Genomic DNA, 23,056 nt, shown 5'->3' with positions numbered 1-23,056 from the left:
CGCTGCGGCGCATCCTGCCCGGCCGGCGGCGGGGCGCTGGCGGGCACGGAGGACGGTGGGGGCACGGCGGGGTTCACACCGGGATTTCGCAGCTTTCATGCCACGCCCGTGCGCAGGGCACGGGAATTGCTGATTCCAGGTCGACTTGTATGCTCATGCCTCCCTGACGACCGCGCACCACCACCATGGAACTCACGCCCCGAGAAAAAGACAAGCTGCTGATCTTCACCGCCGCCTTGCTGGCCGAGCGGCGCAAGGCCCGCGGCCTCAAGCTCAACTACCCCGAGTCGGTGGCGCTGATCAGCGCGGCCGTGATGGAAGGCGCGCGCGACGGCAAGACCGTGGCACAGCTGATGAGCGAAGGCCGCAGCGTGCTCACCCGCGCCGACGTGATGGACGGCATCGCCGAGATGATCCCGGACATCCAGGTGGAGGCCACCTTCCCCGACGGCACCAAGCTCGTGACCGTGCACCAACCCATTCCCTGACACCCCCATGAAGCTCAAACACCTGCTCACGCTCTCGCTGGCCGCCCTCTCGTTCTCCGCCTTCGCCCACGTGGGCGATGCGCACGACAACGGCGGTCTGCTCACCGGCTTCCTGCACCCCGTCACCGGCCTGGACCACCTCGCCGCCATGCTGGCCGTGGGCGTGTGGAGCGCCATGACCACGAAGCGCCTGTGGGTCGCACCGCTGTCGTTCGCGGCCCTGTTGCTGGCCGGCGCGCTGATGGCGCAGGCGGGCGTGGCCTTCCCGGCCATCGAGCCCATGATCGCGGCTTCCATGCTGGTGGTGGGCCTGCTGCTGGCCGCGCAGGTGAAGCTGCCCGAGGCGGCCGGCGCCGTGCTGGTGGGCGCTTTCGCGCTGTTCCATGGCGCGGCCCATGGGCAGGAGCTGGCGGCCGGCGCGGCCCTGGCCGGCATGGTGCTGGGCACGGCGGCGCTGCACGCGGCGGGCATCGCCATCGGCCTGGGCTTCCAGCGTGCCCACCGCTGGCTGCCGCGCCTGGCCGGCGGCGTGGTGGCCCTGATGGGCCTGAACATGGGCTGGTCCCTGCTGGCGGGTTGACACCATGATCCCCGGCGAACTCTTCACCGACGCGGGCGAGCACACGCTCAACCCCGGCCGGCGCACCCTCACCCTGGTGGTGAAGAACGGCGCCGACCGCCCGATCCAGGTCGGCTCGCACTACCACTTCGCGGAAACCAACGGCGCGCTCGACTTCGACCGCGCCGCCGCGCGCGGCATGCGGCTGAACATCGCCAGCGGCACCGCCGTGCGCTTCGAGCCCGGCCAGCAGCGCACCGTCGAGCTGGTGGACTACGCGGGCGACCGCACCGTGCACGGCTTCCGTGCCCAGGTTCAAGGAAAACTCTGACCATGGCCAGCATCCCCCGCAGCGCCTATGCCGACATGTTCGGCCCCACCGTCGGCGACCGCCTGCGTCTGGCCGACACCGGCCTGGTGATCGAGATCGAGAAGGACTACACCCTGGCCGCCGGCGGCTACGGTGAAGAAGTGAAGTTCGGCGGCGGCAAGACGATCCGCGACGGCATGGCACAAAGCCAGCGCACGCGCGCCGAAGGCGCGGTGGACACGGTGATGACCAACGCGGTGATCATCGACCACTGGGGCATCGTCAAGGCCGACATCGGCCTCAAGGGCGGGCGCATCGTCGCCATCGGCAAGGCCGGCAACCCCGACACCCAGCCCGGCGTGGACATCGTCATCGGCCCGGGCACCGAGGTCATCAGCTGCGAAGGCCACATCGTCACGGCCGGCGGCATCGACAGCCACATCCACTTCATCTGCCCGCAGCAGGTGGACGAGGCGCTGACCTCGGGCGTGACCACCATGCTCGGCGGTGGCACCGGCCCGGCCACCGGCACCTTCGCCACCACCTGCACGCCCGGCCCCTGGCACATCGAGCGCATGCTGCAGGCCGCCGACGGCCTGCCGATGAACCTGGGCTTCCTGGGCAAGGGCAACGCCAGCCTGCCCGCCGCGCTGCACGAGCAGATCGACGCCGGCGTGATCGGCCTGAAGCTGCACGAGGACTGGGGCACCACCCCCTCGGCCATCGACACCTGCCTGAGCGTGGCCGAAGAAGCCGACGTGCAGGTCGCGATCCACAGCGACACGCTCAACGAATCGGGCTTCGTGGAAGACACCATCGCGGCCACCAAAGGCCGCAGCCTGTGCGCCTTCCACACCGAAGGCGCCGGCGGCGGCCACGCGCCCGACATCCTGCGCGTGGTCGGCGAGGCCAACTTCCTGCCCTCGTCCACCAACCCGACCATGCCCTACACGGTCAACACGCTGGACGAGCACGTGGACATGCTCATGGTCTGCCACCACCTGGACGCCGGCATCGCCGAGGACCTGGCCTTCGCCGAGAGCCGCATCCGCCGCGAGACCATCGCGGCCGAGGACATCCTGCACGACATGGGCGCCATCAGCATGATGAGCAGCGACAGCCAGGCCATGGGCCGGGTGGGCGAGGTCATCATCCGCACCTGGCAGACGGCCGACAAGATGAAGAGCCAGCGCGGCACGCTGCCCGAGGACAGCTCGCGGCACGACAACTTCCGCGTCAAGCGCTACATCGCCAAGTACACGATCAACCCGGCCATCGCGCACGGCATCGCCCACATCGTCGGTTCGCTGGAAGTGGGCAAGTGGGCCGACCTGGTGCTGTGGAAGCCCGCCTTCTTCGGCGTGAAGCCGGCGCTGGTGCTCAAGGGCGGCAGCATCGCGCTGGCCGCCATGGGCGATCCCAACGCCTCCATCCCCACCCCGCAGCCGGTGCACTACCGGCCCATGTTCGGCAGCTTCGGCGGTGCCACCGCGAAGAGCAGCCTGACCTTCGTCTCGCAGGCCGGCCTGAAGGCCGGCGTGGGCGAACGCTTCGGCCTGCAGAAAACCCTGTCGGCCGTGCAGGGCATCCGGGGCGTGACCAAGGCCCACATGGTGCACAACGCGCTGCTGCCGAAGATGGAGATCGACCCGCAGACCTACGCGGTGCGCGCCGACGGCGTGCTGCTCACCTGCGAACCCGCCACGCGCCTGCCGATGGCGCAGCGCTACTTCCTGTTCTGATCGCCGCGATGCTGCAAGTCTCCAAGCTGATTCCCCAGGGCCGGGGCCTCGCCAGGCCGCTGGTGCAGCGCGCCGCGCAACTGGTGCTGGACTGGGACGTCCGCCAGAAAAGCCGTTTCGACGCCACCGCGTCCGACGAGCGCCACGTGGGCGTGTTCCTGCCACGCGGCACCGTGGTGCGCGGCGGCGACGTGCTGCTCACGCAGGACGGCTCGCTGCTGCGTGTGGTTGCCGCGCCCCAGCCGGTGCTGCGCATCACCGCCTGCCCCGACCACCCCGCGCAGGACCAGGCCTTCGACCTCATGCGCGCGGCCTACCACCTCGGCAACCGGCACGTGCCCATCGAGCTGCAGCCCGACCACCTCAAGATCGAGCCCGACCACGTGCTGGCCGACATGCTGCGCGCCATGCACCTCACCGTGGTGGAAGTGCGCGAGCCGTTCGAGCCCGAAGGCGGTGCCTACGGCGCCCACGGCACAGGCCATGCGCACGGCCATCACCACGGTCACGACCACGATCACCCCCACGGGCATGACCACGGCTGAAGCGAGCGGCACGCCTGAGCGCTCGGCCGCCAGCCTGCTGCAGATCCTGTGGCTCGCCTCGCCCGCGCTGCCGGTGGGCGGTTTCTCCTACTCCGAAGGCCTGGAAGCGGCCGTGGACGCGGGCCTGGTGCACGACGAAACCAGTGCGGCCGCCTGGCTCACCGACCAGTTGCACCTGGGCCTGGCGCGCAGCGACCTCGCGGTGGTGGCCCAGGCCATTCCCGCCTGGCGCCGCCACGACCTCCCCCGCGTGCGCGAGCTGAATCACTGGGTGCTGCAGACCCGCGAGACGCTGGAGTTCCGCCTGCAGACCGAGCAGATGGGCCGTTCCCTGCTGGAGTGGGCACGCCAGCTGGGCGAACTCGGCGCCGGGGTGTTCGAGCAACTGCAAGCCGCCGACCTGAACCCGCCCACCTACCCGGTGGCCTGCGCCTGCGCCGCTGCGAGCGCGCAGGCCAGCGTGCGCGACAGCCTGGTGGGCTATGCCTTCGGCTGGGCCGAAAACCTGGTGCAGGCCGCCATCAAGTCGGTGCCCCTGGGCCAGAGCTCGGGCCAGCGCATGCTCGCGCGCCTGGCGCAACAGATCCCCGGCGCGGCCGACCACGCCCTGGCGCTGAGCGACGACGCCCGGCAGGCCTTCAGCCCCCTGCTCGCGATTCTTTCTGCGCGCCACGAAACGCAATACTCTCGCCTTTTCCGCTCCTGAGCGACCTCACACCAAGGAGACAGCCATGACCACCGCCCTGCACCACATCCCCCACCGCACCAAGACCCTGCCCCCGTTGCGCGTGGGCATCGGCGGCCCGGTCGGCTCGGGCAAGACCACGCTGCTGGAAATGCTCTGCAAAGCCATGCGCGAGCGCTACGACCTCGTGGCCATCACCAACGACATCTACACCAAGGAAGACCAGCGCCTGCTCACTGTGAGCGGCGCGCTGCCGGCCGAACGCATCATGGGTGTGGAAACCGGCGGCTGCCCGCACACCGCGATCCGTGAAGACGCCTCGATCAACCTCGAAGCCATCGACCGCATGCTGGATCAGTTCCCGAACGCCGACGTGGTGTTCATCGAAAGCGGTGGCGACAACCTGGCCGCCACCTTCAGCCCCGAACTCAGCGACCTCACGATCTACGTGATCGACGTGGCCGCAGGCGAGAAGATCCCGCGCAAGGGCGGCCCCGGCATCACCAAAAGCGACCTTTTCGTCATCAACAAGACCGACCTGGCCCCCCACGTGGGCGCCGACCTGGATGTGATGAAGGCCGACACCGCGCGCATGCGCCCCGATGCCGCGCGCCGCCCCTGGGTGATGACCAACCTCAAGACCCTGGCGGGGGTGGACGAGGTGGTGCGCTTCATCGAGACCCGGGGCATGCTGCGCAGCGAAGCCCGGGAGCCCGTGCCGGCCTGAAAAAGCGGGTGCGGGCTAGAATCCCATCCTTGACATCGCTTCCGGAGACTTGGGTGAGCGGTTTAAACCAGCAGTCTTGAAAACTGCCGACCCGCAAGGGTCCGTGAGTTCGAATCTCACAGTCTCCGCCAGAACGCTTCAGCGCACCGCGCGCATCCCCCACTTTCATCGGCTCGACCTTTACAGGTACTCGGGCATCATTGCGTCCATTTGTTTGAACGCGAGACTGTAAGTAAATTTTTGTACTTTTTGATCAGACCTCCGCATCTCGAATGATGATATGCACCTAAGTTGATCGTGCGGATCCGGCCTGGGCTCTCACGATGGCTCCAGGGAGGTCTGCCAACAATGCAGCTAAGGTTGAAGGGCGACACGATTGTCATCGCCCGTGTTTTCCGTGTCGCTTCGTCTCGCATGGCCCATGCGCTTGAAGAGCACCGTTCTGCGTTGGAGTATGTCGCGCGTCGACTGGTCAGTCTTTTCAGAACGGCCTTCAGTGTCCTCTCGGGGCGCTTCTTCTCGCTGGCCTTGTTCATCCTGTCCGCGCGGCTGTTCTCCCCTGCGGACAATGCAAGCTTCATCTATGCCATCACCCTGCCCCAGCTTCTGATTCAACTGGGCACACTGGGCTGGCTGAACCTGATCCGGAAGGAAATTTCCCGGCGATCGGAACTACCACCCGCCCTGCTCAAGGGTTTTGTCATCCGCTCCCTGCAAATACCGATCGCGGCCATCTTCCTGACCAGTTGCTGCGTGGCCATGGCCCCCGTCTTCATGGGGGAGCACATGACGACCATCTACAGCGTCGCGGCGCTTGTCACGATGGTCTACGCCGTCAACGCCCTGATGAGGGAGTATCTGGTGGCGCTGGGCACGCCCGCATTCGGCATATTCGCCGCGGAATCCGTGCCCTTCCTGTTCGCATCCTGCGCCTTGTGGTTGATCCGACCTGCGCACGCAGACGCAGCCATCCTGCTGTTCCTTCTGGGATTGTCTTTGGCTTGTGTGCTTCAGATCCCTGCGGTCATCCAGGCGCTCCGCCCCTATCTGAAACCCGGGAAGCCGGTTTTCCAGACAAGGGAATGGCTGCGAACCGGGGGGCATTCCTTGCTGGGATTTGGTGGAAGAGCGATCCTGGATCGCCTGGACACCCTCACGCTGGCCACACTGGCGCCCGCCGTCGAATTCGCCTACTACAACTCCGCACAGCGAATCACCGGCCTGCTGATGCTGGCACCGGTGGTACTGATTCCGGTGTTTTCGCCCCACCTGAGCAAAGCGTTTTCTTCGAACAACACGTCCCTGTTGCGCCGCGAGATGGTCACGCAAACGTTTGTCGTGTGCGCGGGTGTGCTGCCGCTGGCAGCCCTGATGCTGATCGCCCCGGCGAACCTCATGAGCCAGCTGTACGGAGAAGACTATCGAGCGTCCGCCCACGTCTTCAGCCTCATCGCCTTTTCGCAGACGATGTTCGCGCTCTCCCTGCCATGGAGCAATCTCACCCTGATGTGCGATCGTGAAAAGCTCTACGGCTACGCCCACATGGCGGCACTGCTGCTGATCCTGCCGATCGCGCTGGGACTCGTGCAGGACTGGCGGGCGATGGCGGTCGCCATTTCCGTGTTGATCGCCAATGCGTTTCTGTTCTTCGTCTTTTTCAGCGTGGGTCTCTACGACCTGATGCTTCGCGCAGAAAAAGTGGCCTGAGTCATGATGATCGCGCTGAAAATCGCCACCGTTGCCTTGTTCATGGCCGCATGGCTCAGATCCCGGACTGGCAAAACCGCAGAGATCAGTGATTTCTTCACCCTCTCGTTCCTGATCATCTTTGTCCCCGGCTTTCTTTTCAACCCGTCCGGTGAAACGAGCCTGAACGCGCTGCATTTTCCGGACCCGGCGATCAAGAAGGCAGAGCTGGCCATGGTTGCGATGCTTCTCGTGGGTTCGCTGGTGATGATTCTGCGGCGCAGTGTCGAAAGCCCTGGTCAGAACCTGCCCACCGACATGGCCTTGTCGACACCATCCCGCCGATTGACCGACCTGGCGTGGGGCGCCTCAGCGCTGTCGGTGTTGATCTTCGTGGCATTGCTGCTCGATCCTGAGTTCCGCGACTTCAAGCTCAACATCCTCAGGTTCTTCACCTTCCAGTTCGAAGGCAGCGACTACCGCTTCCTGCGCAACCTCCGGTACGCCCATTCGTGGCTCATCGAAGGGGCGCTGGGCAGGGCCCGATTCACGGTGCTGCCCATCCTTTTCTGCCTCATGATCTACCCGCTGCTCACGCGGCAACGCGCTATCGCCGCCGGGATGGTGGCGCTGGTCTTCTACGTGGCCTTGCCCGCCTCGCTGTCCAAGCTCCCGGTGTTCTTCTTCGCCGGTTACTTCGCCCTGCTGATGGCCGCCAAATTTCCGCGGCTACTGGACTTGCGCTGGATCTCCATCATGTCCATGGTGGCCGCTTGCATGGCCATCACCCTGCTGATCCTGCTGTACGCGGCGCAATACCAGTCGTCGGTCATCAATGGGGCGGTTCTGCCCCTGAACCTGGCCATTGAAAGAATCTGGTCGGAGCCGTACTCCATCATCGTCCGGTACTTTTTCGTCTACCCGGATCTACAGCCATTTACCGGATGGAGCGGCATCGCCCTCGTGGCCCAATTGAGCGACATTCCCGTGCGTCTGCCGGACATTGAGGTCGCCAGAACCACACTGGGACCTGACAGCGGGAGCAATCCCGGCGTGTTCTTTCTGGGTGGCTACGCAGCGTTTGGCTGGGCGGGCCTTTTCGTCTACATCCTATCGGGCTGGCTTTTTCTGTGGGGGCTGGACTGGCTCAACCAGAGAATTCGCGAGCCAGCGCTGCGCACCACCTACTTCGCTGTCATGGCGATGAATGTGTTCTTCCTGAATCAGATCGCGCTGCAAACCGCCTTGCTCACCTACGGATTGGCAATGGTTCCACTGCTGATTGTCGGCCTGGATCGCCTGCTTGGCGTCTCTTGGCACCGGAACATGCCCGTCAACGTCCGCGCATGAAACTTGCGCATGGGCACCACCCAAAAGGCACAGGGGCCCTGAGAGGCCCCTGTTTTTTGAGCAGGCATGGCTGCATCCGATCTTCAAAAAGACCTCCCCCCTGGCGGAGTGTTCCAGCCGGTCAGTTGGGTCAGCTGGTTCACCCCGCCAGGCGGGCCGTCATCATTGACCCAGGCTGACGGTCGTGCCACCGATCGCGCGCAGACCAGCCTGGCGAACCAGTTCGGCCTGTTCCGGCGTGGCGATCTTCGGGTAGTCGGTGTCGCTCACGTTGAGCAGGCCCAGGCGCTGGGCTTCGGCGGTTTCGGCCACCACTTGTGCGCGGGTCTTGGCAACGCCGGTCGGCACGATCAGCGGTTGCGTGTCCATGTGGTCGAAGTGGCCGGCGTCGCGGGCGGCGATGGCCTGGGCTTGCACTTCGGCACGGGTCAGCGTCGACACGGTCTTGCTGACGGGCGCACGGTAGGTCACCACGTTCTTGTCGCCGAGCTGGCCGGCGTCGCGGGCCGCGATGGCCTGGGCTTGCACGTCGGCGCGGGTCAGCGGCGCGCTCTGGGCCATGGCGGCACCGGCCACGGCAGTCAGCATGAGGGGAATGAGGACGCGGGTCGAGAGTTTCATGATCGTTCCTTGAGCGGAGAGTTGAAGGGATGGATGGAGGTTTGGATGGAGGTTTGTGCCGCCTTGGTTTCGGCACAGGAGAGACTGTAAAAACCGGGTCTGTCATTTTCAGAACGCGAGAATTACCGATTCGTAATGCAGCAAAACGGGCAATTCCGTGACAATCTGATGTCCCACGAAGGCCTTTTGCCGGCCTTGTTCCTCCACCCGGTCACCGAGCCCATTCCATGCGCGTGCTGGTCATTGAAGACGAATCCAAGCTGGCGGACTACGTCAAGCGGGGTCTCTCCGAGGCCGGTTACACCGTGGACGTCGCCAGCGACGGCATCCAGGGCCGCTACCTCGCGCTGGAAGGCGACTACCAGCTGCTGGTGCTGGACATCATGCTGCCCGGCATCGATGGTTTCGGCGTGCTCTCGGCCTTGCGCGAGAAGCGCAACACGCCGGTGCTGATGCTCACCGCGCGCGACCGCGTGGAAGACCGGGTGCAAGGCCTGCAGGCCGGTGCGGACGACTACCTCGTCAAGCCTTTTGCATTCTCCGAGCTGCTGGCCCGCGTGGCCGCGCTGCTGCGCCGGGGCCCGGCCGCCGTCGCCGAAGCCGCCAACACCCGCATGGCCGTGTGCGACCTCGAGATGGACCTGATCAGCCGCAAGGCCTGGCGCGCCGGCCAGCGGCTGGACCTCACGGCCAAGGAGTTCTCGCTGCTGGCACTGCTGGCGCGCCGCAAGGGGCAGATCCTCTCGCGCACGACCATCGCCGAGCAGGTGTGGGACATGAATTTCGACTCCGACACCAACGTGGTGGAAGTGGCGGTGCGCCGCCTGCGCTCCAAGATGGACGACCCTTTCAAACCCAAGCTGCTGCACAACGTGCGCGGCATGGGCTACGTGCTGGAGGAACGCACATGAACACGACCGTGCTGGACGCTGCCCCGGCCCTGGGCGGCGACAAACCCGCCGCCACCCCCTGCACCTATTCCATCGGCCGGCGGCTCTCGCTGCTGCTGGCGGTGCAGACCGTGATCGGGCTGGGCGTGCTGCTGGCCTTCATCTACGGCGCCACCTCGATGCTCTTCATCGCCAAGCACGAGGAAGAGCTGCGCAACGTCAGTGCCGTGCTGACGGACGTGGCCCGTGAAGCCTACGCGAAGGGCGGCGAGGCGGAGGTCAAGACCAAGATGGCCTGGCTGGCCGAGCGCCGCCCGGGCACCTTCCTGCAACTGCACCGCGCCGACGGCAGCGAGCTCTACCGCGATGCGTCGCCGACCTTCGACGTCACCCAGTCCACCGCCCGGGGCATGGACTTCACCGTGCCGACCGCAGCGGGCACGCTGCTGCAAGGCAAGGTGGTGCTGGACTGCTCGCAGGACGCCAAGACCGCCCGGCGCATGGCCTTGCTGCTGATCGGTGCCGTGCTGGCCGGCGGCGCCCTGGTGGGCTGGGGCACGTTCTGGCGCGTGCGCTGCAGCCTGCGCCCCCTGCTGGACCTCGCGGCCCAGACCAAGGCCATCGACGCGCGGCGCCTGGGCCAGCGAATCGCCCTGGACGAACCCGCCGAAGAACTGCAGCCCGTGATCGACCAGTTCAACGGCCTGATGCACCGCGTCGAGCGCACCTATGTGCAGCTCGAGGGCTTCAACGCCGACGTGGCGCACGAACTGCGCACGCCCCTGGCCAACCTGATCGGCCAGACCGAGGTGGCGCTCAGCCGCGAGCGCAGCGTGCCCGAGCTGGAGGAAACGCTGCACTCCAACCTGGAAGAGCTGCAGCGCATGGCGGCCATCGTCAACGACATGCTGTTCCTCGCGCAGGCCGACCGGGGTGTGAAGGCACGGCGCAGCGCACCGGTGAGCCTGGCCGAGCTGGTGCAGCAGGTGGTGGAGTTCCACGAAGCCCCGATGGAAGAGCGCGGGCTGCGCGTGACCATCGAGGGCGATGCCCACCTGTCGGTGGACGCGCCACTGATCAAGCGGGCCCTCTCCAACCTGCTGGGCAACGCGATCCGTTACGCCGACCCCGGTTCAGCACTGCGCGTGCGCATCGCGCCCGAGTCGGCCAGCGGCGCCCGTCTGTGGGTGGAGAACACCGGGCCGTCGATCGAGCCCTCGCACCTGCCGCGCCTGTTCGACCGCTTCTTCCGCGCCGACGCCGCGCGCTGCGAGATGGAAAAACCGCACCATGGCCTGGGCCTGTCCATCGTGGCGGCTATCGCGCGCATGCACGACGGTTTCCCGGCGGCCGAATCCAGCGGCGGCGTCACGCGCGTGGGCTTCAGCCTGCAGACGAACCCGGCCAACGCCTGAGCCCCGGCCGGCGGCTCAGTCCGCCAGGAACAGTTCCTGCAGGTCGCTCAGGAAATCAAAACCGCGCTCGGTCGGCCACACCCGGGTGGCGTCGCGCGCGATCAGCCCTTTCTGTTCCGCCTGCGCCAGCGCCGGCGCGATGCTGGAGAGCGGCAGACCCGTGCGCTCCATGAACTGCAGCAGCGTGAAGCCGTCCTTGAGCCGCAAGGCGTTGAGCATGAACTCGAACGGCAAGGCCTTGCGCGAGACCTCGTCGGCGCTCACCACCGCGTTGCCCACGAGGGCCCGCTCCATGTACAGGCGTGGTTCGCGCACGCGCACCGGCCGGGCCACGCGGTGCGCGAAGCTGAGCTTGCTGTGCGCACCGGCGCCGATGCCCAGGTAGTCGCCGAACTGCCAGTAGTTGAGGTTGTGCCAGCACTGGTGCCCCTCGCGCGCGTAGGCCGAGACCTCGTAGCGCCGCATGCCGGCTTCGGCGGTGAGTTCGGTGATGCGGTCCAGCATGTCCCAGGCCTCGTCCTCCGGCGGCAACGCAGGCGGGTACTTGGCGAAGTAGGTGTTGGGCTCGAGCGTGAGGTGGTAGATGGAGATGTGCGGCGGCGCGAACGAGAGCGCGGTGCGCACGTCGGCCTCGCAATCGGCCAGCGTCTGCCCCGGCAGCGCGTACATGAGGTCGAGGTTGAAGGTGTCGAAGGCCTGCGCGGCCTCTTCCACCGCAGCCAGGGCCTGCGCCCGATCGTGCACGCGGCCCAGCGCCTTGAGGTGGGCGTCGTTAAAACTCTGCACGCCGATCGACAGGCGCGTCACCCCCGCATCGCGGAAGGCGCGGAAACGGTCCTTCTCGAAGGTGCCCGGGTTGGCTTCCAGCGTGATCTCCGCGTCGGCCTCCAGCCGCAGCATCGCGCGCACGTCGCCCAGCAGCCGGTCGATGGCGGCGGGCGAGAACAGGCTGGGCGTGCCGCCGCCAATGAACACGCTGTGCACCGTGCGGCCCCAGATCAGCGGCAGCGAGGCCGCGAGGTCGGCGCGCAGGGCCTCGAGGTAGGCGGTTTCCGGCAGCGCCTCGCCGGGCGCGGCGGTGGCGCTCCATTCGTGCGAGTTGAAGTCGCAGTAGGGGCACTTCTTCAGGCACCAGGGCAGGTGGATGTAGAGCGACAGTGGGGGCAGGCTCTGCAACTGCAGCGTGCCCGGGCGCATCCAGTGGCGCACGTCATTCCAGGCCGGGTCGGCCTGCCCTGCGGCGGCCGGCTGGCCGCCGGGCCAGGACATCGGCACGCCGGTGGGTTCGCTCATGGTGTTTCCGAGGGCGCGGGCGAGAACCAGCGCTCGCGCATCAGTTCGAGCATCTGCCGCGCCGCGCGGCCCCGGTGGCTGTTCGCGTTCTTCACCTCGGTGGGCAGCTGCGCGAAGGTCTGGCCGAATTCGGGCAGGTACATCACGGGATCGAAGCCAAAGCCCTTGTCGCCGATCGGCTGCTGCGTGATCAGCCCGGGCGCGCGGCCGCTGGCCACGAGCGGTTCGGGATCGTCGGCGCTGCGCAGGGCCACCAGCGTGCTGACGAGCGCAGCGCGGCGGTCGGTCACGCTCGCCATCTGTTCGAGCAGCGCGCGCACGTTGTTGCCGTCGCCCTTGGCATAGCCGAATTGCGTGGCGTAGTAGGCGGTGTCCACGCCGGGCAGGCCGCCGAAGGCTTCGACGCACAGGCCGGCGTCATCGGCGAGCGCGGGCAGGCCGCTCTCGCGCGCCGCATGGCGCGCCTTGGCCAGCGCGTTCTCGATGAAGGTGCGGTGCGGCTCGGGCGCCTCCGGGATGTTCAGGTCTGCCTGGCACACCAGCTCCACGCCCAGCGGCGCGAACAAGGCCTGCAGCTCGGCGAGCTTGCCGGGGTTGTTGGACGCCAGCACCAGCTTCATGCCAGACCCAGCGCTTCGCGCTGCGCCGCCACGAGGTCGGCGATGCCTTTTTCGGCCAGCGCCAGCAACTCGTTCATTTCGCTGCGCGTGAAGGCCGCGCCCTCGGCCGTGCCCTGCACTTCCACGAAGTGCCCGGCGCCGGTCATGACGACGTTCATGTCGGTGTCGCAGGCCGCGTCTTCCACGTACTCCAGATCGAGCAGCGGCTTGCCGCGCAGGATGCCGACCGAGATCGCGGCCACCTGGTCGCGGATCGGTGACACGGGGAGCTTGCCTTGCGCCATCAGCTTGGCCACCGCGTCGTGCGCGGCCACGTAGGCGCCGGTGATGCTCGCGGTGCGCGTGCCGCCGTCGGCCTGGATCACGTCGCAGTCCAGCGAAATGGTGCGCTCACCCAGGGCCTTCAGGTCGAACACGGCGCGCAGCGAACGGCCGATCAGGCGCTGGATCTCCTGCGTGCGCCCACTCTGCTTGCCCTTGGCGGCTTCGCGGTCGCTGCGGGTGTGGGTGGCGCGCGGCAGCATGCCGTACTCGGCCGTCAGCCAGCCTTCGCCGCTGCCGCGTTTGTGCGACGGCACTTTTTCTTCCACCGAGGCGGTGCACAGCACCTTGGTGTTGCCGAACTCGATCAGCACCGAGCCTTCGGCGTGCATGGTGTAGTGGCGGGTGATGCGCACCGGGCGCAACGCATCGGCGGCCCGTTGGCCGGGTCGGGTCATATCGCTCATGGGAAACCTCGGGAGTTCAGGAATTGCGTTCGGCCGTGCGGCGGATCGCGGCATTGATTTCGGCGATCGAGCGTTCGATCGCCGCGTCGTCCATGTCTTCGATGGAAGGGTCGGGAATGCCCGACTGGATGGTGGAGGCAAACACGCCGTCGTCGATGTCTTCGGTGGAGACGCGGGTGGACTGGAATTCGTCCGCCGTCTCCCACTCCATCGCCAGCACGGTCACATTGTCGCAGCGCGGGCCGCCGCGCTTGAGCGCCATCTCCACCAGCTCGGGCACGGCCTGCTCCAGCGGCCGCTTGGACAGCTCGGCCGTGATCTCCTCGTCGCTGACCGTGCCCCACAAGCCGTCCGAGCACAGCAGCACGCGGTCGCCCTGCATCAGGTGAACCGGGCCGGAGAGGTCGAACACCGGCTTGGCGGGTGAGCCCAGGCAGGTGAAGAGGATGTTGCGGTTGATGTGATCGGTGGCGCGGCCCAGGTGCTGCTGCTGCTCCATGTAGGAGTGGTCGCGCGTGCGCGTGAGCATCTCGCCGTGGCGCACGACGTACAGGCGCGAGTCGCCGCAGTGCACCCAGTGCACGTGGTTGCGCTCCATCACGGCCGCCACCAGCGTGGTGCGCGGGGTGTCGAGCATGCCTTTTTCAGCGGCGTAACGGATGATCTGGTGGTGCGCCGCCATCAGGGCGCTGGAGAGGAACTCCGGCACTTCCCGCACCGTGGGGTTGGCGGCTTTCTGGAAGTAGGCCGAAAAGGTCTGCAGCGCGAGCTGCGCCGCCATCGCACCTTCGGGGTGGCCGCCCATGCCGTCGGCCAGCACGAACAGGCCCGACTCCCGGGTGTAGGCATAGCCCATTCGGTCTTCGTTGCGCTCCCGGCCCCCTTGGCGGCTGATCTGGTAGACCGAAAACTTCATCGAAACTTGGTCGCGGCGTTGGTGGATTTGCGCAGGGACTTCTTGTTGTCCGACACGATGTTGTCGAACTGCAGCCGCATCTTCTCGGCCACGGTAAGTTTGGTGTAGCTGCGTTCGGTCTCGCGGCTCAGCTCTTTTTGCAGCGCGAACACCGATTGCGGACGCGACAGCGGGTCCAGCGACATGCACCACTCGACCACCTCGATGAGGTTGTCGGAATACACGCCGCGCAGGCGCGAGAGCGCCAGCGAGAGGCGGTCTTTCTCCAGCCGCTGGGGGGCATCGTTGGGCGGGTAGCCCTGCATGCTGGCGTAGATGCAGGCGCCGATCGCGTAGATGTCGGTCCACGGGCCCATGGAGGAATCGCGCCGGTACATCTCGGGCGCGGCAAAGCCGGGCGTGTACATCGGGCGAATGAAGTTGCCTTCCTTGCTCAGCACCTCGCGGGCCGCGCCGAAGTCGATCAGCACCGAGCGGTTGTCGTCGGTCACGAAGATGTTGGCCGGCTTGATGTCCAGGTGCAGCATCTTGTGCTGGTGCACGATGCGCAGGCCGCGCAGCACCTCGTCGTACAGCGAGCGGATGGTCGATTCGCGGAACACCTTCTGCTTCTTGAGTTCGCGCGCCGTGATGATGAACTCCTGCAGGGATGCGCCCTCCAGGAAGTTCATGACCATGTAGACGGTTTCGTTCTCGCGGAAGAAGTTGAGCACGCTCACCACCGACTGGTGGGAGATCTGGGCCAGGGCCCGGCCTTCTTCAAAGAAACTCTTGAGGCCCAGCCGGTAGAGCGAGAGCTTCTCCGGCTGCACCTGCGGCAGCAACTCGCCGGGGCCGCGCGAGGCCAGCGACGAAGGCAGGTATTCCTTGACGGCGACCTGCTGGCCTTCCGTGTCGACGGCCAGATACACCACGCCAAAACCGCCGGCCGCCAGCTTGCGGACAATGCGGTATCCACCGATCACGGTGTCCGGCGGCAGCGGTGCGGGCTTGACCTTTGACATAATTCGGATGGTTTCCGGAACGCCTCGTTTTGGACCACTCACCCTGATGGGCAAAGTTCAATGGCAGTTTACAGCATGACCGGCTACGCCACGGCCCACTCGGGCGGGTCCGCGGCCCCGGCCAGCGCCGAGTCACAGGCCGGTGTGGGCGTCGAAATCCGCTCCGTCAACAGCCGCTTTCTCGACCTCACCTTCAAACTCCCGGACGACCTGCGCGCGACCGAACCCGCGCTGCGCGAACTCCTGGGCGGGCGCCTCAAGCGCGGCAAGGTGGAGGTGCGGGCCTGGATCGAAGGCCGCTCCGACACGGTTCCCCGCACGCCCAGCGCGCTCGACCTGCAGAAGCTCGTGGGCCTGCAGGACAATGTGCGCGCCTGGCTGCCCACGGCCTCGCCCCTGTCGGTGGCCGACGTGCTGCAGCTCACCTCGCGGCAACAGAGCAACCCGGGCGATTTGACCGAAACCTTCGTGGCCGTGACCCAAACCGCACTCGACGGGCTGACCGACGCCCGGGAGCGTGAAGGCAAGCGCCTGGCCGCCATGCTGCTCGACCGCCTGGGCCAGCTGCGCCGGCTCGCCAAGGACGCACAGCCGCTGATCCCCCAGCTCGTCGCGCAGCAACGCCAGCGCTTCATCGACCGCTGGAACGAGGCCCTGGGTGCCGGTGCGTCGGCCACGGCGCAGGGCAGCACCATCACCTCCGAGATGGCGCAGGACCGCGCCCTGACCGAGGCCACCGCCTTCGCCATCCGCATCGACGTCGCCGAAGAACTCACCCGCCTCGATTCCCACTTGACCGAGATCGAGCGCCTGTTGAAAAAGGGCGCCGAGATCGGCAAACGGCTGGATTTCCTGATCCAGGAACTGCACCGCGAAGCCAACACCCTGGGCTCGAAGTCGTCCAACCTCGAACTCACCCGCATCTCGGTGGACATGAAAGTGCTCATCGAGCAGATGCGCGAGCAGGTCCAGAACATTGAGTAGGGTTTCAGGGGGGCCTATGCCACCCTGAAACGACGCTCTAAGTCGTTGATTTTCAATGGAAAGCTCTCCCAAGCGGTAGCACACCATCCCAGACAGGCGCATGCTTTCTGGCGGGTTTTTTGGCGGGTTCGTTGGCGGGTTCGGAATGCCGAATCCATCTTTCGCGACCCTCCAGATCACGAACCCGCCACACACTGCTGGAGGCCGCACCATGACTGGGTTTACACAAAATGTTTCAGATAGAACGCTGCGAGCTTGGCTAAGCGCCGGGTCCGTGGACAAGGGGATCGGAGGCGGACTGATCTTCTTCGCGAAAGAGTCAGCCGCGCGCCAGGGACAAGCAAGCTGGATCCTTCGATACCGCATCGCCACACGGCGACACGAGAAGGTGCTGGGGCGCTACCCGGACATCTCTCTCAAAGACGCGCGGGAGCTTGCCCGTCGCGACCGGGCGCTGATCCAGCAAGGGATCGACGTCAACGCCCAGAAGCGCCAGGAGAAGCTCAAAGCCCTGCAGATGGAGGACGTCAAGGGGCTGGGCCAGGTCTGGTACGAGCGGCACATCCTCGCGAAGATCAAGCACCCGCAGGTTGTCGAGCGCGTGCTGCGCCGCCACATCTATCCAGTGATCGGCAAGCTCGCCATCGATGAGGTACGACCCCATCACATCGATGCGGTTCTCGGCAAAATCGTCGATGCGGGCGCGCCGACCGTGGCCAACGATGCGATGCGCTACATGTTCCGCATGTTCCACTACGCGGCCAAGCGCAAATGGACGGACGCGAACCCGGTCGCGGGCTTCGACCTGTCGGACGCAGGAGGTACCGAAGCGCCCCGGGACCGCTTCCTGAGCTACGAGGAGCTGATGGCGCTTGGACGGGACATGCGGGAGACGCCGAACTTCGGCCGCATCAACGAATTGGCGGTCTGGCTTCTGCTGGCGCTCTGCGTTCGAAAGATGGAACTGCTGTCCGCCAGGGTCACGGACTTCGACCTCGCACGAGGTGTGTGGCGACTGCTTCCCAACCGGACCAAGACCAAGTCGTATATCGAGATCCCGCTGTCGCTGCAAGTGGTCGAATGGCTCAAGGAAGTGGTCCTCTTCGCGTGCGGGAACCCGCACCTGTTCCCCGCGCGTCGTCTCATTCGCAAGAGAAACGGGGTTCCTTGCAAGAACCGCTTTGAACACATCAGCCCGGACACCCTCAACGTCGCGCTGAAAAGGCTGCCCATGGATGACATCGAGCACTTCACGGTACATGACATGCGGCGCACCGCCAGGACCCAGTTGAGCGCACTCGGCGTCGATCCCTTCGTCGCGGAGCGGGCGCTGAACCACAAGTTGCCTGGCAGGCAGGCGGTCTACGACAAGCACGACTACTTCGTCGAGAGGAGGAAGGCACTGCATCGCTGGGGCGAGATGCTCGGCGCGATCAGCAGGGGGCAGCCGGTCCACTTCCCAACGGATGCCGTCGAGGCAGCCAAGCGGAATACTGAGGAGGGCCCGCTCATCTACGCCCCGAGACAGCTGCCTCATGCTTTCGTGATGAGAGCGGCAGCCAACGAATAGCCGACAGGCGGCGGCCTCACATGCGCCTGTCGAAGCGGTCGCACTTCGACCGCAAAGCACAGCTCTGCCGGGGAGCAACCGTGCCGGCAAGCGCGGCTCCGCTCGCATCGCCAGGAGCAGCCCCCCTGCGGCACGCCCTTGCGCAGCCGAGCCAGATTGGCCATCAGGTCCTGGGTCAGTTGCTTGTTGTAGTCGTCGTCATCAAAAACTCTTCGCTGGTTGAGACAACAGATCGAAATCAAGGCCGGACAGGCGAGCTGCGCCGAGACCACCCAGCCGCCAACGATGTAGAAAAGGATGGTCGAGCCCACGAGGACGGTGCCTCCGATCAGGTCTTGGTCGTTCTTCATGGTGTCGGCCCCGTCACTTCGGGGCGCAATAGATGTCCCAGAGCGTGCGCATGACGCGCACGACGTTGTCGCTGGTCAGGCGGTAGTAGACGAACTTCCCCTCTTTCTCGGTGTCGACGAGTCCCTCTTGCCGCAACACGGCCAGTTGCTGCGACAAGGTGGGCTGGCGGATGCCCGTGGCCTCTTCCAGTTCCCCCACGTTCTGGCGGCCGGGCGCGATCTGGCACAACAGCATCAGCCGGTCTTCGTTGGCGAGCGCCTTCAGCAAGGCACAGGCCTCGCCCGCGTGCTCGCGGAGTTGTTCGGGCGTGTGGCTGGGCGTCTTCTGGCCGTTCATGGGGGTTGCCCTCTCATTTGATTCATAAAAATATAAACTATAAAAACATATATTGCTTCAAGCCCCCCGCATGCGATCCTCGACTCACGCTCCGCGCTCCTTCAGCTCACGCCCGTTCGATCGTTGGCTCCCCATCCTGTCGTGGGGTCGGCACTATGACCGGGACCAGTTCACCGGCGATCTGCTGGCAGCCGGCATCGTCACCCTGATGCTGATCCCGCAGAGCCTGGCCTATGCGCTGCTCGCCGGCCTGCCGCCCCAGGCCGGGCTGTACGCCAGCATGCTGCCACTGCTGGCCTACGGGGTCTTGGGCAGCAGCCGCATGCTGGCGGTCGGGCCGGCCGCGGTGACCTCGCTGATGACGGCGGCGGCTGTCGGCCAGGTGGCGGCGGTGGGCTCCGTCGCTTATGGAGAAGCGGCCCTGCTGCTGGCGCTGCTGTCCGGCCTGATGCTGACCGCGATGGGCTTGCTGCGGTTGGGCTTTCTCGCCAACTACTTGAGCCATCCCGTCATTTCCGGCTTCATCTCTGCGTCCGGCGTTCTCATCGCCGTCGGCCAGGTCAAGCACCTGCTGGGCATTGCGGCGTCGGGCGACACCCTGCCCGAACTGCTGCCCGCGCTGTGGCGGGGCCTGCCGCACGCCAATGGCCATGCACTGGCGCTTGGCTTGGCGGTCCTGGCCTTCCTGTGGTGGGCGCGGAAGCGGCTCAAATCCTTGCTCCTTCGTCTCGGCATCGGTCCACGCCTGGCCGACGCGCTGGCCAAGGCCGGCCCCGTGGCGACCATCGCGGCGACCACGGTGGCGGTGTGGCACTGGGACCTCGCCACGAGCCATGGCGTGCGCGTGGTGGGGGTGGTTCCGCAAGGCCTGCCGCCCTTCACGCCTCCCGCTTGGAGCCCGGCCCTTTGGACCCAACTGGCCGAACTGGCCGCGCCGGCCTTGCTGCTGAGCGTGGTCGGCTTCGTCGAGTCGATCTCCGTCGGGCAGACCCTTGCGGCCAAACGGCGCCAGCGGGTCGAGCCCGATCAGGAACTGGTGGCACTCGGCGCCAGCAACGTGGCTGCCGCCTTCAGTGGCGGCCTGCCAGTGACCGGTGGTTTCTCACGTTCGGTCGTCAATTTCGATGCGGGCGCGCAGACGCCGGCCGCGGGCATCTACACGGCGGCCGGCATCGCCGTGGCGACTCTGCTGTTCACGCCATTGCTGCACCACCTGCCACAGGCGACACTGGCGGCGACCATCATCGTGGCGGTGCTCGCGCTGGTGGACCTGGATATGCTGCGGCGCACCTGGCGCTACTCGCGCTTCGATTTCTCGGTGGTGTCGGCCACCTTGGTCGCCACCTTGCTGGCTGGTGTGGAAGTCGGCCTGGTGGCCGGCGTGGGCCTGGCCCTGGCGCTGCACCTGTACCGCAGCGGCCGCCCGCACATCGCCGTGGTCGGACAGGTGCCGGGCACGGAGCATTTCCGCAACGTGCTGCGGCACCGGGTACGCACCAGCCCGCATGTGCTGGGATTGCGAATCGACGAAAGCCTGTATTTCGCCAATGCGCGCTACCTGGAGGACCGCATCAACGGCGCAGTCGCTGAGGCACCAGGCGAACTGCGCCACGTGGTGCTGCAATGCTCGGCCATCAACGACATCGACGCCAGCGCGCTGGAGAGCCTGGAAGCCATCGAGGCGCGGCTGCGCGAGGCCGACATCCAGTTGCACTTGTCGGAAGTCAAGGGGCCCATGATGGACCGGCTCTCACGCACGCCCTTCCTGGCGCACATCGGCGGACGAATCCACCTCACCCACTACCAGGCCATTGCCGCACTGGCCCCGGAAAGCCTTGTCTGAATCGGCCTGGCACAAGGCTTCATGGCGCGATGGTCACCGGCGAGTGATCGCGGTTGTGCCAGGCCAGCATGGCCTGCACAACCGCGATGAGCGGCAGCATCGGGCTGTTGATGGCGTCTCCGCCCGAGGTGTTGAGCAACCTGCCCGACCCGAAGGAAGCGGCGGCCACCGTGCCGAACACCAGGAAGTCGTTGAGCGCCTGCACCTTGGCGCGCTCGGGCGTGGGGTCGCAGTCGGTCACCCTGGCCGTGGCGCCGATGAAGCCGAAGTTCCAACCTCCGTCCAGCACGATCAGCGAGCCCCAGAAGTGCAGCCGTGCGAGTCCGGCCAGCGCCAGCAGGCCCGAGGCCGCGATCAACACCAGCCCCAGTGCCGTGATGGCGATCTTGCCGAAACGTGCGATCAGGTGGCCTGCGGTGCGCTCATGCGGGCAGGCGCATCGGGATCTTGAGATAGCGAACCCCGTTGGATTCGGCCTCGGGCCACCGGCCCGCCCGGATGTTGACCTGGATCGAAGGCAGCAGCAACGTGGGCGCGGCCAGCGTCGCATCCCGGCGCTGGCGCATGGCCACGAACGCGTCCGCGCCCACGCCGTCGTGGACGTGCACGTTGCGTGCGCGCTCCTCGGCGACCGTGCTCTCCCAGGCGTAGCTGTCGCGGCCGGGCGCCTTGTAGTCGTGGCACATGAACAGCCGCGTCTCGGGTGGCAACGCGAGCAGCTTGCGGATCGATTGGTACAGGGTGTGGGCACTGCCGCCCGGGAAGTCGGCACGCGCGGTGCCGTAGTCCGGCATGAACAAGGTGTCGCCCACGAACACGGCGTCGCCCAAGCGGTAGGACACGCACGCAGGCGTGTGGCCTGGGGTGTGCAGCACGTCCACCGCCAAACTGCCGATGCTCAAGGTCTCGCCATCGCGCAGCAGGCGGTCGAACTCCCCGCCGTCGCCGGACACGTTGTCCAGGTTGAACACCGGCCGGAAGATGGCTTGCACATCGCGGATGTGCTCCCCAATGGCCACCCGCGCACCGGTGCGTGCCTTGAGGTAGGGTGCCGCGCTCAGGTGGTCCGCATGGGCATGGGTCTCCAGGATCCAGACCACCTCCAGCGCCTGCGCACTCGCAGCAGCCAGCACCTGGTCGGCCGATGTGGTCGACACCTTGCCACTGCGGTGGTCGTAGTCGAGCACCGGGTCGATCACGGCCGCCTGCCGCGTCGCGGGATCGGACACCAGATAGGTCACGGTGTTCGTGGCCTCATCGAAGAAAGCCTGAATCTGGGCAGCGGATTGCATGGGGAGTGTCCTGTTTTGGAAGAGGTGTTTTGACTATTTATTAGTTTATACTAAATTAGAATTTAATGAAGTACAAGTTGCCATGACGCTCAACAAGAAAGACCAGACGTTTTTGCAGGACGGCGCGAGCAAAGCCGCGGCCATGCTGCGGGCGGTCGGCAATGAGCATCGCCTGCTCGTTCTCTGCCTGCTGATCGAGCACGGCGAGATGACCGTCGGCGCCCTGCACGAGCACGTGGCACTGAGCCAGTCCGCCTTGTCCCAACACCTGGCCAAGATGCGCGAGGAAGGCCTGGTGGCTTACCGGCGCGAATCGCAGACCCTGCACTACCGCATTGAAAACCCGGACGTGGCGCAGCTCATCGCCACGCTCAAGACCATCTTCTGCCCATGATCTGCCAACGGAGGCCATCCCCATGTCCCTGAAATCCATCTCGCCCCAAGCCGCCAGCGAACTCGTGAACCAGGGTGCCATCCTGGTGGACATCCGTGCCGCGGACGAACACGCCCGTGAGCGCATCGCGCAGGCGCGCCATGTGCCCATGGACCGCCTACAAAGCGGCGGCCTGCCGCTCGACGGCGCTTCGGCCGTCATCTTCCATTGCCGCTCGGGCAACCGGACGCGGGTGAACGCGTCGGCGCTGGGGGCCTGCGCGGCCTGCGACGCCTACGTTCTCGAAGGGGGGCTGGACGCCTGGAAGAAAGCGGGCCTGCCCGTCGTGGCCGATGCCTCTCAACCCCTGGAGTTGCAACGGCAGGTGCAGATTGCTGCCGGGTCTTTGATCGTGCTGGGGGCGGTGCTGGGCGCCACGGTCTCGCCGTGGTTCCATGCGCTCTCGGGCTTCGTGGGCGCGGGACTGGTCTTCGCCGGCGCCTCGGGGTTCTGCGGGCTGGCTCGGGTGCTGATGCACATGCCCTGGAACCGCAACGCACTGGCCGGGTGACCACCTGCGATCGAGCCCTTTTGTGCCAGCGTGTGATGGAGCCGGGCTGGAAGGTGCTGGCCGAGTGCTCAGCGTCGCCGAGCGGTCCTGGGCTGTCGACTATGGGCGCAATAAAAACTATCAAATCCACGTACTAATACATGTTAGCTATCATACC

General features: G+C 66.2%; 25 protein-coding genes, 1 tRNA gene and 1 pseudogene. 17 read left to right on the top strand and 10 right to left on the bottom strand.

The window, feature by feature from the left end; genetic code table 11:
* The first annotated feature begins 185 nt into the window (after window positions 1-185).
* The 10 genes from AC07ZS_RS03650 (at window position 186) to AC07ZS_RS03605 (ending at window position 8,092) form a co-directional block, all read left to right on the top strand.
* A complete protein-coding gene (locus tag AC07ZS_RS03650; RefSeq protein WP_494797269.1) occupies window positions 186-488 on the top strand; it encodes an urease subunit gamma in 303 nt (100 codons plus the stop codon).
* 7 nt (window positions 489-495) lie between these two features.
* Window positions 496-1,068, top strand: a complete 573-nt coding sequence (locus AC07ZS_RS03645) for a HupE/UreJ family protein (RefSeq protein ID WP_494797268.1) — start codon at window positions 496-498, stop codon at window positions 1,066-1,068.
* Window positions 1,069-1,072: 4 nt separating this feature from the next.
* Window positions 1,073-1,378: an urease subunit beta gene (locus tag AC07ZS_RS03640; protein ID WP_494797267.1), complete on the top strand. Its 306-nt coding sequence runs from the start codon at window positions 1,073-1,075 to the stop codon at window positions 1,376-1,378.
* A gap of 2 nt (window positions 1,379-1,380) precedes the next feature.
* A complete protein-coding gene (gene ureC, locus AC07ZS_RS03635; RefSeq protein WP_494797266.1) occupies window positions 1,381-3,099 on the top strand; it encodes an urease subunit alpha in 1,719 nt (572 codons plus the stop codon).
* Window positions 3,100-3,107: 8 nt separating this feature from the next.
* Window positions 3,108-3,644, top strand: coding sequence for an urease accessory protein UreE (gene ureE / locus AC07ZS_RS03630; protein ID WP_494797265.1), 537 nt, complete (start codon window positions 3,108-3,110; stop codon window positions 3,642-3,644).
* The gene (locus tag AC07ZS_RS03625) at window positions 3,631-4,350 is read left to right on the top strand and encodes an urease accessory protein UreF (protein ID WP_494797264.1); all 720 of its coding nucleotides are present in this window, start codon (window positions 3,631-3,633) and stop codon (window positions 4,348-4,350) included. The genes ureE and AC07ZS_RS03625 overlap by 14 nt, the downstream gene beginning before the upstream one ends.
* Window positions 4,351-4,375: 25 nt before the next feature.
* Complete coding sequence (ureG, locus tag AC07ZS_RS03620) at window positions 4,376-5,056, top strand: urease accessory protein UreG (protein WP_494797263.1); 681 nt, start codon at window positions 4,376-4,378, stop codon at window positions 5,054-5,056.
* A 43-nt stretch (window positions 5,057-5,099) separates the two neighbouring features.
* Window positions 5,100-5,187: transfer RNA gene (locus AC07ZS_RS03615), tRNA-Ser, on the top strand.
* A 229-nt stretch (window positions 5,188-5,416) separates the two neighbouring features.
* Window positions 5,417-6,763 (top strand): lipopolysaccharide biosynthesis protein, encoded by a 1,347-nt coding sequence (locus tag AC07ZS_RS03610; protein WP_494797262.1) that lies wholly within the window; start codon window positions 5,417-5,419, stop codon window positions 6,761-6,763.
* Window positions 6,764-6,766: 3 nt separating this feature from the next.
* A complete protein-coding gene (locus AC07ZS_RS03605; protein WP_494797261.1) occupies window positions 6,767-8,092 on the top strand; it encodes a hypothetical protein in 1,326 nt (441 codons plus the stop codon).
* Window positions 8,093-8,254: 162 nt separating this feature from the next.
* Here the strand turns inward: AC07ZS_RS03605 and AC07ZS_RS03600 are convergent, their stop codons facing one another.
* Window positions 8,255-8,713 carry a DUF4148 domain-containing protein gene (locus AC07ZS_RS03600; RefSeq protein ID WP_494797260.1) on the bottom strand — a complete coding sequence of 153 codons (459 nt, stop codon included), beginning with the start codon at window positions 8,711-8,713 and terminating at the stop codon, window positions 8,255-8,257.
* Window positions 8,714-8,940: 227 nt separating this feature from the next.
* Between AC07ZS_RS03600 and AC07ZS_RS03595 the strand changes: the two genes are divergently transcribed.
* Window positions 8,941-9,624, top strand: coding sequence for a heavy metal response regulator transcription factor (locus AC07ZS_RS03595; RefSeq protein WP_494797259.1), 684 nt, complete (start codon window positions 8,941-8,943; stop codon window positions 9,622-9,624).
* Window positions 9,621-11,018, top strand: coding sequence for a heavy metal sensor histidine kinase (locus tag AC07ZS_RS03590; RefSeq protein ID WP_494797258.1), 1,398 nt, complete (start codon window positions 9,621-9,623; stop codon window positions 11,016-11,018). The genes AC07ZS_RS03595 and AC07ZS_RS03590 overlap by 4 nt, the downstream gene beginning before the upstream one ends.
* Before the next feature lie 15 nt (window positions 11,019-11,033).
* Here the strand turns inward: AC07ZS_RS03590 and hemW are convergent, their stop codons facing one another.
* The 5 genes from hemW to AC07ZS_RS03565 form a co-directional block, all read right to left on the bottom strand.
* On the bottom strand, window positions 11,034-12,287 hold the full coding sequence (gene hemW, locus AC07ZS_RS03585) for a radical SAM family heme chaperone HemW (protein WP_494797312.1): 1,254 nt from the start codon (window positions 12,285-12,287) through the stop codon (window positions 11,034-11,036).
* A 20-nt stretch (window positions 12,288-12,307) separates the two neighbouring features.
* Window positions 12,308-12,931 carry an RdgB/HAM1 family non-canonical purine NTP pyrophosphatase gene (gene rdgB / locus AC07ZS_RS03580; protein ID WP_494797257.1) on the bottom strand — a complete coding sequence of 208 codons (624 nt, stop codon included), beginning with the start codon at window positions 12,929-12,931 and terminating at the stop codon, window positions 12,308-12,310.
* On the bottom strand, window positions 12,928-13,608 hold the full coding sequence (gene rph, locus AC07ZS_RS03575) for a ribonuclease PH (RefSeq protein ID WP_494797311.1): 681 nt from the start codon (window positions 13,606-13,608) through the stop codon (window positions 12,928-12,930). The genes rdgB and rph overlap by 4 nt, the downstream gene beginning before the upstream one ends.
* Before the next feature lie 67 nt (window positions 13,609-13,675).
* Window positions 13,676-14,575, bottom strand: a complete 900-nt coding sequence (locus tag AC07ZS_RS03570) for a PP2C family protein-serine/threonine phosphatase (RefSeq protein ID WP_494797256.1) — start codon at window positions 14,573-14,575, stop codon at window positions 13,676-13,678.
* Window positions 14,572-15,579 carry a serine/threonine protein kinase gene (locus tag AC07ZS_RS03565; RefSeq protein WP_066268004.1) on the bottom strand — a complete coding sequence of 336 codons (1,008 nt, stop codon included), beginning with the start codon at window positions 15,577-15,579 and terminating at the stop codon, window positions 14,572-14,574. Before AC07ZS_RS03565 ends, AC07ZS_RS03570 begins: the two co-directional genes overlap by 4 nt.
* A gap of 60 nt (window positions 15,580-15,639) precedes the next feature.
* On the opposite strand from AC07ZS_RS03565, the gene AC07ZS_RS03560 reads away from it, so the two are divergent.
* Window positions 15,640-16,563, top strand: coding sequence for a YicC/YloC family endoribonuclease (locus AC07ZS_RS03560; protein ID WP_494797255.1), 924 nt, complete (start codon window positions 15,640-15,642; stop codon window positions 16,561-16,563).
* A gap of 211 nt (window positions 16,564-16,774) precedes the next feature.
* On the top strand, window positions 16,775-18,133 hold the full coding sequence (locus AC07ZS_RS03555) for a tyrosine-type recombinase/integrase (RefSeq protein ID WP_494797254.1): 1,359 nt from the start codon (window positions 16,775-16,777) through the stop codon (window positions 18,131-18,133).
* Here the strand turns inward: AC07ZS_RS03555 and AC07ZS_RS03550 are convergent.
* Together AC07ZS_RS03550 and AC07ZS_RS03545 are read right to left on the bottom strand one after the other, a co-directional pair.
* Complete coding sequence (locus tag AC07ZS_RS03550) at window positions 18,097-18,483, bottom strand: hypothetical protein (RefSeq protein WP_494797253.1); 387 nt, start codon at window positions 18,481-18,483, stop codon at window positions 18,097-18,099. The genes AC07ZS_RS03555 and AC07ZS_RS03550 overlap by 37 nt on opposite strands.
* 13 nt (window positions 18,484-18,496) lie before the next feature.
* Window positions 18,497-18,820 (bottom strand): metalloregulator ArsR/SmtB family transcription factor, encoded by a 324-nt coding sequence (locus AC07ZS_RS03545; RefSeq protein ID WP_494797252.1) that lies wholly within the window; start codon window positions 18,818-18,820, stop codon window positions 18,497-18,499.
* Window positions 18,821-18,890: 70 nt separating this feature from the next.
* Here AC07ZS_RS03545 and AC07ZS_RS03540 point away from each other — a divergent pair, with 70 nt between their 5' ends.
* On the top strand, window positions 18,891-20,663 hold the full coding sequence (locus AC07ZS_RS03540) for a SulP family inorganic anion transporter (protein WP_494797251.1): 1,773 nt from the start codon (window positions 18,891-18,893) through the stop codon (window positions 20,661-20,663).
* A 19-nt stretch (window positions 20,664-20,682) separates the two neighbouring features.
* On the opposite strand, the pseudogene AC07ZS_RS03535 reads toward AC07ZS_RS03540, so the two are convergent.
* Both AC07ZS_RS03535 and AC07ZS_RS03530 read right to left on the bottom strand, forming a co-directional pair.
* A pseudogene (locus AC07ZS_RS03535) lies at window positions 20,683-21,075 on the bottom strand (MFS transporter); the annotation flags it as partial.
* A 10-nt stretch (window positions 21,076-21,085) separates the two neighbouring features.
* Entirely contained in the window at window positions 21,086-21,955 is an 870-nt protein-coding gene (locus AC07ZS_RS03530; RefSeq protein ID WP_494797250.1) for an MBL fold metallo-hydrolase, read from the bottom strand.
* A gap of 82 nt (window positions 21,956-22,037) precedes the next feature.
* On the opposite strand from AC07ZS_RS03530, the gene AC07ZS_RS03525 reads away from it, so the two are divergent.
* Window positions 22,038-22,349 (top strand): ArsR/SmtB family transcription factor, encoded by a 312-nt coding sequence (locus tag AC07ZS_RS03525; RefSeq protein WP_494797249.1) that lies wholly within the window; start codon window positions 22,038-22,040, stop codon window positions 22,347-22,349.
* Window positions 22,350-22,371: 22 nt separating this feature from the next.
* Complete coding sequence (locus tag AC07ZS_RS03520; protein WP_494797248.1) at window positions 22,372-22,899, top strand: rhodanese family protein; 528 nt, start codon at window positions 22,372-22,374, stop codon at window positions 22,897-22,899.
* The last annotated feature ends 157 nt before the right edge of the window (window positions 22,900-23,056 follow it).

The organism is Hydrogenophaga sp. GW456-12-10-14-TSB4 (genome assembly GCF_059424305.1).
This window is presented reverse-complemented; position numbering and strand designations above follow the sequence as displayed.

Coding starts and splice junctions, on each gene's coding strand:
- AC07ZS_RS03520 (WP_494797248.1), top strand. CDS start 22,372: ATGTCCCTGAAATCCATCTCGCCCCAAGCCGCCAGCGAACTCGTGAAC.
- AC07ZS_RS03600 (WP_494797260.1), bottom strand. CDS start 8,713: ATGAAACTCTCGACCCGCGTCCTCATTCCCCTCATGCTGACTGCCGTG.
- AC07ZS_RS03545 (WP_494797252.1), bottom strand. CDS start 18,820: ATGAACGGCCAGAAGACGCCCAGCCACACGCCCGAACAACTCCGCGAG.
- rdgB (WP_494797257.1), bottom strand. CDS start 12,931: ATGAAGCTGGTGCTGGCGTCCAACAACCCCGGCAAGCTCGCCGAGCTG.
- AC07ZS_RS03525 (WP_494797249.1), top strand. CDS start 22,038: ATGACGCTCAACAAGAAAGACCAGACGTTTTTGCAGGACGGCGCGAGC.
- AC07ZS_RS03540 (WP_494797251.1), top strand. CDS start 18,891: ATGCGATCCTCGACTCACGCTCCGCGCTCCTTCAGCTCACGCCCGTTC.
- AC07ZS_RS03625 (WP_494797264.1), top strand. CDS start 3,631: ATGACCACGGCTGAAGCGAGCGGCACGCCTGAGCGCTCGGCCGCCAGC.
- AC07ZS_RS03560 (WP_494797255.1), top strand. CDS start 15,640: ATGGCAGTTTACAGCATGACCGGCTACGCCACGGCCCACTCGGGCGGG.
- AC07ZS_RS03650 (WP_494797269.1), top strand. CDS start 186: ATGGAACTCACGCCCCGAGAAAAAGACAAGCTGCTGATCTTCACCGCC.
- AC07ZS_RS03565 (WP_066268004.1), bottom strand. CDS start 15,579: ATGTCAAAGGTCAAGCCCGCACCGCTGCCGCCGGACACCGTGATCGGT.
- AC07ZS_RS03530 (WP_494797250.1), bottom strand. CDS start 21,955: ATGCAATCCGCTGCCCAGATTCAGGCTTTCTTCGATGAGGCCACGAAC.
- AC07ZS_RS03595 (WP_494797259.1), top strand. CDS start 8,941: ATGCGCGTGCTGGTCATTGAAGACGAATCCAAGCTGGCGGACTACGTC.
- ureC (WP_494797266.1), top strand. CDS start 1,381: ATGGCCAGCATCCCCCGCAGCGCCTATGCCGACATGTTCGGCCCCACC.
- AC07ZS_RS03550 (WP_494797253.1), bottom strand. CDS start 18,483: ATGAAGAACGACCAAGACCTGATCGGAGGCACCGTCCTCGTGGGCTCG.
- ureG (WP_494797263.1), top strand. CDS start 4,376: ATGACCACCGCCCTGCACCACATCCCCCACCGCACCAAGACCCTGCCC.
- AC07ZS_RS03645 (WP_494797268.1), top strand. CDS start 496: ATGAAGCTCAAACACCTGCTCACGCTCTCGCTGGCCGCCCTCTCGTTC.
- AC07ZS_RS03605 (WP_494797261.1), top strand. CDS start 6,767: ATGATGATCGCGCTGAAAATCGCCACCGTTGCCTTGTTCATGGCCGCA.
- AC07ZS_RS03555 (WP_494797254.1), top strand. CDS start 16,775: ATGACTGGGTTTACACAAAATGTTTCAGATAGAACGCTGCGAGCTTGG.
- AC07ZS_RS03590 (WP_494797258.1), top strand. CDS start 9,621: ATGAACACGACCGTGCTGGACGCTGCCCCGGCCCTGGGCGGCGACAAA.
- AC07ZS_RS03640 (WP_494797267.1), top strand. CDS start 1,073: ATGATCCCCGGCGAACTCTTCACCGACGCGGGCGAGCACACGCTCAAC.
- hemW (WP_494797312.1), bottom strand. CDS start 12,287: ATGTCCTGGCCCGGCGGCCAGCCGGCCGCCGCAGGGCAGGCCGACCCG.
- AC07ZS_RS03570 (WP_494797256.1), bottom strand. CDS start 14,575: ATGAAGTTTTCGGTCTACCAGATCAGCCGCCAAGGGGGCCGGGAGCGC.
- ureE (WP_494797265.1), top strand. CDS start 3,108: ATGCTGCAAGTCTCCAAGCTGATTCCCCAGGGCCGGGGCCTCGCCAGG.